Source organism: Streptomyces sp. SID10853 (assembly GCF_010548145.1).
Classification (GTDB): domain Bacteria; phylum Actinomycetota; class Actinomycetes; order Streptomycetales; family Streptomycetaceae; genus Streptomyces.
The window spans coordinates 1-12,298 of sequence record NZ_JAAGLN010000031.1; the positions used below are offsets into that span (position 1 = coordinate 1).

Here is a 12,298-nt window from a genome sequence, read left to right on the forward strand (position 1 = left end):
CGCGGCGCTCCCCGCGCTGCGCCGGCTCGCCGGGAACCTGCACGAGGAAGTGGAGGGCTCATGACTGCGACCCGGAGCGGCGGCGACACCGGCGGTGCGTCGGACGACGGCCGCGGTGCGGCGGGGACCGGCGCTGGTGCGGCAGAGCACGGCAGCGGCGGTGCGGCAGAGCACGGCAGCGACGGTGCGGCAGAGCACGGCAGCGACGGTGCGGCAGAGTACGGCAGGGACGGTGCGGCCGTCGCCTGCAGCGGGCTCGAGTACGCCTTCGGGGAGACCAGGGCCGTCGACGGCGTGGACCTCTCGGTCCGCGCGGGCGAGGTCTTCGGTCTGCTCGGGCCGAACGGCGCGGGCAAGACCACCGTCATCCGCTGCATCACCACCCTGCTGCCGGTCCCGGCCGGCCGGGTGCGGGTGTTCGGGCACGACGCGGCGAAGGAGCGGATGGCGGTGCGGCGCCTGCTCGGCTACGTACCGCAGCAGCTCTCCGCCGACGCCGGGCTGACCGCGCGGGAGAACGTGGCACTGTTCGCACGGGTCTTCGACGTCTCCCGGCGCGAACGGGCCGAGCGCGTGGGCCAGGCGCTGGCCGCCGTCGGCCTCGACGGCACCGCCGACCGGCTCGCCAAGACGTACTCGGGCGGCATGATCCGCCGCCTCGAACTCGCCCAGGCGCTGGTCAGCGCACCCCGGCTGCTGATCCTCGACGAGCCGACCATCGGCCTCGACCCGATCGCCAGGACCAGCGTGTGGGAACACATCGACGCCGTACGCAAGGCCACCGGGATGACCGTGCTGGTGACCACGCACTACATGGACGAGGCCGAGCAGTACTGCGACCGGCTCGCGCTGATGCACCGGGGCCGGGTACGGGCGCTCGGCACCCCCGAACAGCTCAGAGCCGACCTGCGGGAGCGCCGCCGTGCGCAGAGCGGCAGCCCCGGCTCCGCCGACGGTGCCACAGCGGCCCCCGCCCACCACGGCAAGGACACCGAGCCCACCCTCGAGGACGTCTTCCGGGACGTCGCGGGCAGCGGGCTCGACGAGCAGGGAGGCGAATTCCGCGATGTCCGTTCCACCCGCCGCACCGCCACCCGCGTCGGCTGAGACCGGCCGGGCCGGGCTCGGGCTGCTGCTCGTCCCGCCGAAGGCGCGCACCGGCTGGCGGATGGTGCCGGCCAGGGCCGGGGCCATGTGCCTGGTCGAGCTGCAGAAGCTGCGCCACGACCGCACCGAGCTGTACACCAGGGCCGTCCAGCCGGCGCTCTGGCTGCTGATCTTCGGTGAGACCTTCACCCGCATCAGGGCCATCCCGACCGGCGGCATCCCGTACATCGACTATCTGGCGCCCGGCATCATCGCCCAGTCCGCGATGTTCATCGCGATCTTCTACGGCATCCAGATCATCTGGGAGCGGGACGCCGGAATCCTCACCAAGCTGCTGGTCACACCGACCCCCAGATCCGCCCTGATCACCGGCAAGGCGTTCGCCGCCGGGGTGAAGGCGCTGATCCAGGCGGTGGTGGTGATCGTCATCGCCGCGCTGCTCGGGGTCGCCCTGACCTGGAACCCGCTGCGGCTGCTCGGGGTCGCCGTGATCGTGATCCTCGGCTCGGCGTTCTTCTCCTGTCTGTCCATGACGATCGCCGGGATCGTGCTGACCCGCGACCGGCTGATGGGGATCGGACAGGCCATCACCATGCCGCTGTTCTTCGGCTCGAACGCCCTGTACCCGGTCGCGATCATGCCCGGCTGGCTCCAGGCGATCAGCAAGGCCAATCCGCTGAGCTATCAGGTCGACGCCCTGCGCGGGCTGTTGCTGGGCACCCCGGCCCATCTGGGCCTGGACTACGCGGTGCTGGTGGTCGCCGCAGCACTCGGCGTGCTCGCCGCTTCGTCGCTGCTGGGCCGCCTCGCCCGGTGACGCGCCCGGTTGCCGAGAGCCCGGACGCTCGACCCCGGAGTGTCACGGACTCAGGACGCTCCCGTCCAGCTGCGCGAGTGTGGTGGCCAGGACGTGGGTGCCGGTGACGAGCTGACTGAGGTCGGTCCACTCTTCGGGGCAGTGGCTGCGCCCGCCCCGGGAGGGGATGAAGATCATGCCCATGGGGCCGAGGTGCGCCATGTGGGCCGCGTCGTGGCCGGCGCCGCTGGGTACGGGCATCCAGGGGATGCCCAGCGTGTCGGCGGCCTGGGCGATCACGTCCTGTACGGATCGGCTGGCGAGTACGGGGTCCTGGTCGTTGAGCCATTCGACGTCCACTTCGACGCCGCGCTGGGCGGCTTCGCCGGCGATCTGTCCGGCGAGCGTGTGGCGCACGCCGGACAGCCAGGTGTGGTCGACGCTGCGGGTCTCGGCCCAGATCTTCGCCTCGTCGGGGACGATGTTGTACACGCCCGGCGAGGATTCGATGCGGCCGGTGGTGGTGACGCCGTGCACAGGGGCGCCGCAGCCCACCCGCTCGATGGTGAGGACGGCCTCGGCGGCGGCGATCAGGGCGTCGTGCCGCTGGCCCATCGGCATGGTGCCGGCGTGGTCGGCGCGGCCGCGGAAGGTGGCCAGCAGCCGCTCGATCCCGGCAATGGCGGTGACGACCCCGATCGGGATACCGTGCTGTTCGAGCAACGGGCCCTGCTCGACGTGGAGTTCGACGTATGCGTGCATGGTGTTCGCGCCCCAGCCGAGCCCCAGTGCCCGGTCCGGGTCGGCGCCGAAGTTCTGCATCGCCTCGCCGAGCCGCAGCCCGGTGGAGTCGGTGCGGGCCAGATGCCCGGGGGTGAGGATGCCGGCCAGTGACCGGCTGCCCATGCAGCTGATGCCGAAGCGGTTGGCCTCCTCACCGAGGAAGTCGACGACGAGCAGGTCGTGGGCGAGGTGGGTGCCGGTCTCGCGGATGCGCCTGGCGGCCTCGATGCCGCCCAGTACGCCGACGATGCCGTCGAAGCGCCCGCCGCCGTGCACCGTGTCGGTGTGTGATCCGGTGACCAGGGGCGGCCCGCCGTGTGTACCGGGAAGTCGGCCCACGACGTTGCCCGCGGCGTCGGTGGTGGTCTCCAGACCGGCGTCGCGCATCCGGTCCCGGATCCAGACGCGTTCGGCGCGGTAGGGCTCGGAGAACACCTCGCGGCTCCAGCCGGGGGCGTCGGGGTCGGCGTACTCGGACAGTGCGGCGAGGTCGGCTGCGAGCCGGTCGGCGACGGGTGCCAGCCCGGCCGTATTGAGGTGCAGGGGCATGGGCGGATGTCTCCTCGGTCCTGTTGACTGCTGGTCGGGTTCAGCGGGTGGGACGCGTGAGCGCGGCGGCGAGTGCGCAGGTGACAGTGACGGGTTCGACGACGGGGACGCCGAACTCTGCTGCCAGTGGGGCGGCGAGCGCGAGCATTCCCGCGCAGCCCAGGACGAGTGCCCCGGCACCGGCGGCCAGGGCGCGCTCGGCCGCGGCCCGGTAGGGGGCGAGGTCGGGTTCGTGCGCGAGGCCGTGGGCCACCGAGGTGTGAGTGGGCTCGACCGCGGCACAGCGGTCACCGAGGCCGGCGGAGCGCACCTGGTTCCACTTGCGCTCGACGAGGGCGCTGCCGAGGGTGAGCACGGCAAAGCGGTCGGCTGCCGCGGCCGCGGCGTGCAGAGAGGTCTGCCCGATGCCGAGCACCGGATACCGGGACTGTCTGCGCGCCTCCTGCAGGGCGGGGTCACCGTGGCAGGCGATGACCGCGGCGGCGTACCGGTCCTCGGCCGACCGCAGCCGGTCGAGTACGAGCGGTGCGACGGTGTGGTGGTCGGCGGGGCAGGTGATCTCGGCGGGGGCGTCGTCGAGCTGGTCGACGGTGAAGCGCACCGGACTGCCGAGGGCCCGGACCGCTTCCCCCAGTGCTTCGGTGACCGGCCGCGAGCTGTTCGGGTTGAGGATGAGGAGCGTCGGTGCAGTCATGCGGGCAGTGCCTCTCGGGGTCGGGAGGTGTCGGCGTCGGCTCCGGTGGTCCCTGCCGGGGTCAGCGCGGCGGCGAGCGGGCCGCCCGCTGTCCGGCAGGCCAGGCCGACCGCGAGATGCAGGAGGAAACCGAGCGCGACGCCGGTGAACCAGGCGTAGGTGAAGACCCAGTGCAGCGGGGCGACGGCCTGTGCGGTGAAGAGGAAGGCGACCACGGCGGCGAGGACGCCGAGCCCGACGGGGTTGAATCCGGCCCAGGCGCGATAGCGGCCGCTGCGCCGGTACAGAGCGGGCACATCCAGAGTGCGGCGGCGCAGTACGAGGAAGTCGGCGAGCAGGATGCCGGTGACCGGCCCGAGGACGGCGCCGAGGTTGTCGAGGACGGAGAACAGCGTCTGGGAGCTTGCCATCAGCTTCCAGGGCATACAGACGAATCCTGCAGCGATCGAGATGTAGGCGCCACGGCGGAACGTCAGCATGCCGGGCAGCAGGTTGGTCAGGTCGTAGGCGGGAGAGATGACGTTCGCCGGGATGTTGACGGAGATGGTCGCGGTCGCCAGGAGCAGTGCTCCCACGGCGCTCAGGACCGGATTGCCGAAGGCTCCGAGCACGTCCGTCGGGTTCCAGTACGTCTTGCCGTAGAGCTCTTTGACGGTCGAGACGATGACCGCGGCCATGCTGAAATACAGCAGACTGGCGATCGGCAGTCCGACCATGGTGCCCCAGAACTGACCGCGGTTGGAGCGGGCGAAGCGGGTGAGGTCGGGGATGTTGAGGACGGTGGTGGACCAGCTGCCGGCGATGTACGTGGCCACCGCCGGCCCGAACGCGACCGTCCAGAACCAGTGGGTGCTGTGTGCCGACGGGGCGGTGAGCAGGGTGCCGGTGCCGCCGGCCCGGCTGACGGCCCAGATCAGCAGGACCGCCATCACGACGAACACCATGGGCCCGGCCCAGGTCTCGAAGCGCCTTACGGCGTCCATGCCATGACGGACAATCAGGAAATTGAACGCCCAGTAGATCACCATGGTGATCCACAGGTTGGCCGGCATTCCCAGCCAGCCTGTGCGGCCGAGCGACCCCCAGCCCGGGACCACGTTGTCGAGCAGCAGGTTGCAGGCCGTGGCTGCCAGGTAGCTCTGCACACCGAACCAGCCGATCGCGGTGACGGCGCGCAGCAGAGCGACGATGTTGGAGCCGAAGGTGCCGAAGGCGCTGCGGGCCCACACCGCGAAGGGGATACCGAAGCGGGCGCCGATCCGCCCGTTGAGGCCGATCACGAACGTCTGGACGAGGTTGCCGGCCAGCGCGACGGTCAGCGCCTGCCATACCGACATGCCCAGGGCGACGAGCCCGCCGACCCAGGTGAAGTTGAAGATGTTGTGGACCATGCCCATCCACAGCGTGGCGAAGTGCCACCAGCTCCAGGTGCGTTGCGCGGCGGGGGTAGGTTCCAGGTCAGGGTTGGTCAAGGAGCTGTCGGCGTCCGAGGCCGCGAGGGAGACCGGGCAGCCGTCAGCAGTTGTGGTCATGGGACTGACACCTCCGATGGGCAGGACAGGAAGGGTGGAGCCAGGGCCCCCGGTACGGGCGGCGTGGTGCGGTGCGCGACGGAGCACGGGGCCCGGCCGGTGCCCGCGTTGGAGACGAAGCCGGTGCTGCCTACTGCCGGAGCGTTCTCGGGCCGGTCAGAGGTCGGCGGTGGCGGTGAGGGTCTGGCTCAGGCGCCGGCCGGCGTCATGCAGCAGTTCGAGCAGTTCGCGGGCGCGAGCGGCGTCGATCCGGTATGCGGGACCGGCCAGGGACAGTCCGCAGGCGAAGGTGCCGCGGCACATGACCGGGACGGCGATGCCGACGGCGTGCTGGTCGGCTTCGCTGTGAGTGGTGGCGTGCCCGGCCTGGCGGATACCGGCGAGCTGCGTGCGCAGCCGCCGGTCGGCGGCGTCCTTTCCGGGACCGTCCGGCCAGGCGTGCTCGATCACATCGTCGACCACCGCTGCCGGGGCGTGGGCGAGGACGATTTTGGCGGAAGCCCCGGCGTGCAGCGGCAGGAGGCTTCCCTGCTCGAAGGAGAGCCGGATGGCCTGCGGGGACTCGGCCCGGTCCACGACCAGTGCGGAGCGCCCCACGAGCACGGTCAGGATCGCGGACTCCCCGCTGGTGGTGCTCAGTTCGGCCAACAGCGGCGATGAGTACCGGGTGAGCCGGTCGTTCCAGCCGCTGGTGCGGGCGAGTTGAGCCAGGCGCTCGCCCGCCACGAACACTCCGTCCCGCGATTCGATGAACCCGAACGCGACCAGTTCGCGGACGTACCGGTAGACCGTGCTGGACGGCAGGCCGGTGCGCTCGGCGAGAGCGTCCACGCGCAGCGGGCCATGGTCGGCCAGGGCCGCCAGGACGGCCAGGCCCTTGCCCAGCGAGGTCTGCGGGGCGGCGTGGCGGGCGGGCGCGGAGGTCATGCCCGTTCCGCCTCGCCGAACTCGACGAGCCGGCCGCGGCCCGGACGGGAGGACAGCTTGCCGTCCTGGTGGACCGTCTCGCCGCGGGAGATCGTCCGTGTGACGCGGCCGCGCAGCTTGAGACCGTGGAACGGGCTCCACCCGGCGTTCGACTGCATGACCGTCTCGTCCACCTCCCACTCGGCCTCAGGATCGAATACAACCACGTCACCGTCCAGGCCGGCGCGCAGATCACCCTTGCGGTGGCCGATGCCGAACAGCTCGGCGGGCCGCCAGGAGCTGACCCGCACGAGCGACTCGATGCTCACCCCGCGCTCGTGCAGGCCGATCGCAGCGGTGACCGGAAAGAGCGTCTCCACGCCGGGCGCGCCGGAGGCGTTGTCGAAGATGTTCGGCTTGTCCTTCTCGACGATCGGCCAAGGCGCGTGGTCGGAGCTGAGGGTGTCGATGGCGTCGGCGGCCAGTCGGCTCCACATCCCGTCAGTGTCCTGCCGGGTGCGCACCGGCGGATTGACCTTGATGCGGGTGCCCATCGAGGCCATGTCGTCCTCGGTGAACATCAGGTACTGCGGGCACACCTCGGCGGTCGCGTCGACCCCTTGGCGCGCGTAGGCCTGTACGAGGTCGATGGAGTGCGGCAGGCTCATATGCACGAAGTGCACCTTCGCGCCGGCCGTGCGGGCCAGCTCCAGAGTGTTGGCGACCGCGGCGGTCTCGGTGACCGGCGGGCGGGCCGCGCAGTGTGCCCGTGGGTCCTCGGTCCCCGTCGCATACAGCTCCTCGACGAGCTTGCGGACGATTTCGTCGTTCTCGGCGTGCACGCACACCCGTCGGCCGGTGGCGGCGATCGCACGGAAGACCTCGACCATCTCGTCGTCCGGCGTACGCGGAAACCGGTCGGCATGGGTGTGATAGGTGGACACCTTGAAGGTGACGGCCCCGGCCTCGGCCATCGCGGCCACCTCGGCGACACCACCGCCGGGCCGTACGGTCGCGAACAGACCCACGTCGACATGGGCCTGCTCCGCGACCATCTGCTTCTTCGCCTCGACGCGCGCGGCTGTCCAGATCGGTCCGCTCTGGTCGAACGGCATCTCCAGGATCGTCGTCACCCCGCCGGCGGCCGCCGCCCGGGTAGCCGCCTCCACGCCCTCGCGCGGATCGCTCAACGCGTGCACATGCGGATCGATCACGCCCGGCAGGACATAGCTGCTTCCCGCGTCGATCCGCTCACGGTGCGGAGCGTCCCCGGCCTCCGGGAGCACCTCGACAATCCGGCCGTCACGGATGCGCACCTCGCCTCGCGGATAGTTGCCCGCCCGGCACACGACATGCCCGACCACCGAAAGATCACACGGTTCCTTCTCGCTGTTCATGTCCATGGGCACAGATCCTGCGGACTGCTCCCAGCATTCGGCAACACCGTTATCAACATGCGGGAAATCGCTCGGCCCGCGTGCGGTCGGGCCATGACGCGCCCGCCCCGCCTCAGGGCAGGCTCAGCCGGAACAGCGCCCCGCCGCCCGGCGCCTGCTCCGCGGTCAGCTCCGCCCCGTGCGCGCGGGCGATCTGGCGGGCCATCGCGAGACCGAGCCCGGAGCCGGGCAGCGCCCGCGCGGCGCGGGCCCGGTAGAAGCGGTCGAAGACGTACGGCAGGTCGGCGGGGGCGATCCCCGGCCCGTGATCACGTACCGTCAGCTCGGCCGAGGTGAGGGCGACCTCGACGGCACCCCCCTCACCGGAGAACTTCGCCGCGTTCGAGAGCAGATTGGCGAGCAGCCGGGAGAGCCGCGCCGGTACGCCGTTCAGCACCGGGTCCGCCGTGAGTTCCAGGGTGAAGGTCAGTCCCGGCCAGTGGCCGCGGGCCGCCGCCACCGCGTGCTCGGCCAGCGGAGCCAGCCGGACGCTCTCCACCAGCGGTACCGGCTCCTCGTCGCGGGCCAGTTCGATCAGGTCGTTCACCAGCGTCGTCACCTCATGGATCTGCCGGGTGAGGGCGCCGGATGCCCGGTCGCGCTGGGCGGACGTCAACCTGTCCGCCCTGGCGAGCAGTTCGGCGTTGGTCCGCAGCGCCGTGAGCGGGGTGCGCAGCTCGTGCGAGGCGTCCGCCACCAGCCGGCGCTGGGCGGTGACCGACTGCTCCAGCTCACCCAGCATGGTGTTGAACGTGGTGGCCAGCCGGGTGACCTCGTCCTCCCGGGTCGCGGGCCCCGGCGGCAGCTCGATGCGGTGGCGCGGGTCCCGGGTCGCGGCGATCCGCTCGGCGGCCCGGGTGAGCCGGGCGACGGGCGCCAGACCGGTGCGCGACACCCAGTAGCCCAGCGCCGCCGCGATCAGCACCCCGGCGCCGCCGACCGCGGCGAGCAGCTGGGCCGTGCGCCGCACGCTCTTCTCCACCGGGTCGGCGCGCAGGGCGACCTGCACCGCCTCACGGTGGCCGAAGGTGGTGGTGAGCATCCGGGTGGGGCGCCCCTCCAGAGTGATGTTGCTGAAGTACGGGGCACGGGTGCCCGCGGCGACCTCACGGACCGGGCCCGACACCGGGAGGAGATAGGGCTTGGCGGGGTCGGCCGCCGGGTCGGCCGGCACGATCTGTGAGCAGGCCGGTGACGCCAGGAACTGGCACTGGCCCTCGACGACCCCGGGCGTCCCGCCCCCTCGGCCGCCGCCGGACACCGACGCCGACTGGATGAGGTTCAGGTCCAGCTGGTGGTAGATCTCGTACCGCTGGACGAAGAACGCCGCTGCGCACACGCCGAGCGCCACCAGGGCCACGGCCGCCGAAGCGGTCAGAGCCAGCCTGGTGCGCAGCGGACGGCGGCGGCGCCAGCGCGCACCGAGCCGGTGGGAGTGCGACCGGCGCGGGCCGCTCCGGCCGGCGCGGTTTCCCCGGCCGTCACGACTTCCCCTGTCGCCCCTGTCGCCCCGGCCGGCCGGGGTGCTCATGCCGTGTCCAGCCGGTAGCCGACCCCGTGCACGGTGTGGACCAGGCGCGGTTCGCCCGCCGCCTCCAGTTTGCGGCGCAGGTAACCGACGTACACCGCCAGGGAGTTGGAGTCCGGCCCGAAGTCCTGCCCCCAGACCCGCTCCAGGATCAGCTCCCGGGTGAGGACCTGCCCGGGATGGCGCAGCAGCAGATCGAGCAGGGCGAACTCGGTCCTGCTGAACTCGATGGGGCGCCCCGCCCGGCGCCCGGTGCGGGTCACCGGATCCACGGTCAGATCCCCGTACGCCAGCGCGCCCGGCTCCTCCTCCACCGGCGCGGCCCGCCGCAGCAGCGCCCGCACCCGGGCGATCAGCTCGTCGAGCGCGAACGGCTTCACGAGATAGTCGTCGGCGCCCGCCTCCAGGCCGTCCACCCGCTCGCTCACCGAGTCGAGCGCGGTCAGCACCAGTACCGGCGTACGGTCACCGACGGCGCGCAGCCTGCGGCAGACCGCGAGGCCGTCGAGGACCGGCATCATCACATCGAGCACCACCGCGTCCGGCTGCCAGGAGGCGACGGCCGACAGCGCGTCGAGACCGTCCACGGCGCCCCGCACCTCGTACCCCTCGACGCTGAGACCGTCCTCGACCGCCACCCGGACCTCCGGCTGGTCGTCCACGACCAGGATCCTTCTCGGCCGGGGGCTCGCGGGCGGCGGCTGCGCGTGCGGATACGGGTTCATGGAGCAAAGCCTGCCAAACCCGCCTCTTAGAACCTTCTTACCCCGCGCGACGAGTGTGCCGCTCATGCGCACACCACTCTCCGTCGTGATCGGTGCGGGCGGCACCGGCGGTCATATCTACCCCGGTCTGGCCCTCGCCGACGCCCTGCGCCGGGCCGTACCCGGCGCGGTGATCTCCTTCGTCGGCACCGAACGCGGCCTCGAATCCACGCTCATACCCGGCGCCGGATACCCGCTGCACACCGTCGACATGATCCCCTTCGACCCGGCGCTCGGCGCCCGCCGCTATCTGCTGCCCGCGGCCCTGCTGAAGTCCGGTGTGCAGTGCCGGACGATCCTGCGCGAGCAGCGGGCCCAGGTCGCGGTCGGCATGGGCGGCTACCCCAGCGCTCCGGTGGTGCTCGGCGCCCGGATGGCCGGTGTGCCGAGCGTCATCCACGAGTCCAACGCGGTGCCGGGCCGCGCCAACCAGTTCGCGGCCCGGCTCACCCCGCATCTCACCGTCGCGTTCGACCGCAGCCGGGCCCATCTCGCGGGCGGCGAGAAGGCCGAGACGGTCGGGATGCCGATCGCCGCGCCGATCGCCTCACTCGACCGCCCCGCGCTGCGGGAACAGGCCAGGCACGCGCTCGGTGTGCCCGCGGGGGCGCGGCTGCTCCTCGTCAACGGCGGCAGCCTCGGCGCCGCCCGGCTCACCGCCGCCGCGGTCGGGCTCGCGGCCCGCTGGCAGGCGCGTACGGACGTCCATCTGCTCATCAAGACCGGTCCTGCCGCGCTGGAGGCGGCCCGCACCAGGCTCGCCGACGAGGGCGGGTGCCGGATCGCGCGCGCCGTTCCCTATCTGGACCGGATGGACCTGGCGTACGCCGCGGCCGACCTGGTCGTCTGCCGGGCCGGCTCCGCCACAGTGGCCGAGCTGGCCACCACCGGGGTCCCCGCGGTCCTCGTGCCGTATCCGCACGCGCCGGGCGACCACCAGACCCACAACGCCCGCGTCCTCGGCGACGCCGGGGCCGGGGTCCTGATCGCCGACGAGGAGACGACGGCGGAGCGGCTCGCGGAAGTGGCCGGCCCGCTCCTCGCCGACCCGGCCAGGCTCGCCGCGATGAGCGGTGCGGCCGACCCCTCCACCCACGCCCGGGCAGCGGATCTGCTCGCCGCCCGGGTCCTGTCCCACGCGAAGGAGTTCACCTCATGACCACCTCACCGGCCGCGCAGGCCACGCACTGGCAGAACCGCACCGTCCTCGTCACCGGGGCCGAGGGCTTCATCGGCTCGGCCTTGGTCGACCTGCTGGTGGAGCAAGGGGCCCGGGTCCGGGCTTTCGTGCACTACAAGCCGTACGGCGAGAAGGGCCACCTGGCGCGCCACCTGGGCAGCTCCCGGGTGGAGATGGTGGCGGGCGACGTCCGGGACGCGGGCCGGGTCGACGACGCCGTCGCCGGCTGCGACACGGTCTTCCACCTCGCCGCGCTGATCGGCATCCCGTACAGCTACGACGCCCCCGGCGCGTACGTCGCCACGAATGTCACCGGCACCGAGAACATCGCCGAGTCCTGCCGCCGGCATTCCGTACGCCGGCTGCTGCACACCTCGACGAGTGAGGTGTACGGGACCGCGCTCACCGCCCCGATCAGTGAACGGCACCCGCTCCAGCCGCAGTCCCCGTACTCCGCGTCCAAGATCGGCGCCGACATGATGGCGCTGTCGCACTGGCACGCGTTCGAACTGCCGGTGACGGTGGTGCGGCCCTTCAACACCTACGGCCCCCGGCAGTCCGCGCGCGCCGTCATCCCCACCATCCTCGCCCAACTCCACTCCGGGGCACGGGAGATCAAGCTCGGCTCGCTCACCCCGACCCGTGACTTCACCTATGTCACGGACACGGCGCGCGGTTTCCTCGCACTGGCCGACTGCGACCGGGCACTGGGCGAGAGCGTCAATCTCGGTACCGGGCAGGAGATTTCGATCGGGGACCTTGCGCAGGCGCTGATCGAGGCTTCCGGCCGGGAGGCGGAGGTCGTCGTCGACCCGGCCAGGCTGCGGCCTTCGGGCAGCGAGGTCCAGCGGCTGCTGTCGGACAACTCGCGGGCCCGGGAGTGGGCGGGCTGGCAGCCACAGGTCCCGCTGGCCGAGGGGCTGAAGCACACATCGGAGTGGATCGCGGAGAATCTGCAGCTGTTCGCGGCGGACCGCTACCAGGTCTGAGGCGAGGGCCGCCGGGCCGGAGGATCACACGGAG

Annotated in this window: 11 protein-coding genes; 4 read left to right on the forward strand and 7 right to left on the reverse strand. The window is 72.1% G+C overall.

The features are described from left to right. Window positions 1–60: 60 nt before the first annotated feature. Both G3I19_RS09125 and G3I19_RS09130 read left to right on the forward strand, forming a co-directional pair. The gene (locus tag G3I19_RS09125; protein ID WP_164261808.1) at window positions 61–1,107 is read left to right on the forward strand and encodes an ATP-binding cassette domain-containing protein; all 1,047 of its coding nucleotides are present in this window, start codon (window positions 61–63) and stop codon (window positions 1,105–1,107) included. Next, window positions 1,067–1,924 (forward strand): ABC transporter permease, encoded by an 858-nt coding sequence (locus tag G3I19_RS09130; RefSeq protein WP_164261811.1) that lies wholly within the window; start codon window positions 1,067–1,069, stop codon window positions 1,922–1,924. The genes G3I19_RS09125 and G3I19_RS09130 overlap by 41 nt, the downstream gene beginning before the upstream one ends. Window positions 1,925–1,966: 42 nt before the next feature. Here the strand turns inward: G3I19_RS09130 and G3I19_RS09135 are convergent, their stop codons facing one another. The 7 genes from G3I19_RS09135 to G3I19_RS09165 all read right to left on the reverse strand — a co-directional run bounded on the left by G3I19_RS09135 (window position 1,967) and on the right by G3I19_RS09165 (window position 10,056). Next, a complete protein-coding gene (locus G3I19_RS09135; protein WP_164261814.1) occupies window positions 1,967–3,235 on the reverse strand; it encodes a M20 family metallo-hydrolase in 1,269 nt (422 codons plus the stop codon). Between the two features lie 40 nt (window positions 3,236–3,275). After that, complete coding sequence (locus tag G3I19_RS09140) at window positions 3,276–3,929, reverse strand: aspartate/glutamate racemase family protein (protein ID WP_164261816.1); 654 nt, start codon at window positions 3,927–3,929, stop codon at window positions 3,276–3,278. Continuing rightward, entirely contained in the window at window positions 3,926–5,461 is a 1,536-nt protein-coding gene (locus G3I19_RS09145) for an NCS1 family nucleobase:cation symporter-1 (RefSeq protein ID WP_164261819.1), read from the reverse strand. Before G3I19_RS09145 ends, G3I19_RS09140 begins: the two co-directional genes overlap by 4 nt. Before the next feature lie 156 nt (window positions 5,462–5,617). Beyond that, window positions 5,618–6,388, reverse strand: a complete 771-nt coding sequence (locus tag G3I19_RS09150; protein WP_164261822.1) for an IclR family transcriptional regulator — start codon at window positions 6,386–6,388, stop codon at window positions 5,618–5,620. Beyond that, on the reverse strand, window positions 6,385–7,770 hold the full coding sequence (locus G3I19_RS09155; protein ID WP_164261825.1) for an amidohydrolase family protein: 1,386 nt from the start codon (window positions 7,768–7,770) through the stop codon (window positions 6,385–6,387). The genes G3I19_RS09150 and G3I19_RS09155 overlap by 4 nt, the downstream gene beginning before the upstream one ends. Window positions 7,771–7,876: 106 nt before the next feature. Then, the gene (locus tag G3I19_RS09160; RefSeq protein WP_164261829.1) at window positions 7,877–9,334 is read right to left on the reverse strand and encodes a HAMP domain-containing sensor histidine kinase; all 1,458 of its coding nucleotides are present in this window, start codon (window positions 9,332–9,334) and stop codon (window positions 7,877–7,879) included. Continuing rightward, a complete protein-coding gene (locus G3I19_RS09165; protein WP_164261832.1) occupies window positions 9,331–10,056 on the reverse strand; it encodes a response regulator transcription factor in 726 nt (241 codons plus the stop codon). Before G3I19_RS09165 ends, G3I19_RS09160 begins: the two co-directional genes overlap by 4 nt. Before the next feature lie 64 nt (window positions 10,057–10,120). Here G3I19_RS09165 and G3I19_RS09170 point away from each other — a divergent pair, with 64 nt between their 5' ends. Further along, window positions 10,121–11,254, forward strand: a complete 1,134-nt coding sequence (locus G3I19_RS09170; protein WP_164261834.1) for a UDP-N-acetylglucosamine--N-acetylmuramyl-(pentapeptide) pyrophosphoryl-undecaprenol N-acetylglucosamine transferase — start codon at window positions 10,121–10,123, stop codon at window positions 11,252–11,254. Beyond that, window positions 11,251–12,264: an SDR family NAD(P)-dependent oxidoreductase gene (locus G3I19_RS09175; RefSeq protein ID WP_164261837.1), complete on the forward strand. Its 1,014-nt coding sequence runs from the start codon at window positions 11,251–11,253 to the stop codon at window positions 12,262–12,264. Before G3I19_RS09170 ends, G3I19_RS09175 begins: the two co-directional genes overlap by 4 nt. The last annotated feature ends 34 nt before the right edge of the window (window positions 12,265–12,298 follow it).

Bases quoted from the DNA above. Each gene is read 5' to 3' on its own strand.
- G3I19_RS09125 (WP_164261808.1), top strand. From the start codon at position 61: ATGACTGCGACCCGGAGCGGCGGCGACACCGGCGGTGCGTCGGACGAC.
- G3I19_RS09130 (WP_164261811.1), top strand. From the start codon at position 1,067: ATGTCCGTTCCACCCGCCGCACCGCCACCCGCGTCGGCTGAGACCGGC.
- G3I19_RS09135 (WP_164261814.1), bottom strand. From the start codon at position 3,235: ATGCCCCTGCACCTCAATACGGCCGGGCTGGCACCCGTCGCCGACCGG.
- G3I19_RS09140 (WP_164261816.1), bottom strand. From the start codon at position 3,929: ATGACTGCACCGACGCTCCTCATCCTCAACCCGAACAGCTCGCGGCCG.
- G3I19_RS09145 (WP_164261819.1), bottom strand. From the start codon at position 5,461: ATGACCACAACTGCTGACGGCTGCCCGGTCTCCCTCGCGGCCTCGGAC.
- G3I19_RS09150 (WP_164261822.1), bottom strand. From the start codon at position 6,388: ATGACCTCCGCGCCCGCCCGCCACGCCGCCCCGCAGACCTCGCTGGGC.
- G3I19_RS09155 (WP_164261825.1), bottom strand. From the start codon at position 7,770: ATGGACATGAACAGCGAGAAGGAACCGTGTGATCTTTCGGTGGTCGGG.
- G3I19_RS09160 (WP_164261829.1), bottom strand. From the start codon at position 9,334: ATGAGCACCCCGGCCGGCCGGGGCGACAGGGGCGACAGGGGAAGTCGT.
- G3I19_RS09165 (WP_164261832.1), bottom strand. From the start codon at position 10,056: ATGAACCCGTATCCGCACGCGCAGCCGCCGCCCGCGAGCCCCCGGCCG.
- G3I19_RS09170 (WP_164261834.1), top strand. From the start codon at position 10,121: ATGCGCACACCACTCTCCGTCGTGATCGGTGCGGGCGGCACCGGCGGT.
- G3I19_RS09175 (WP_164261837.1), top strand. From the start codon at position 11,251: ATGACCACCTCACCGGCCGCGCAGGCCACGCACTGGCAGAACCGCACC.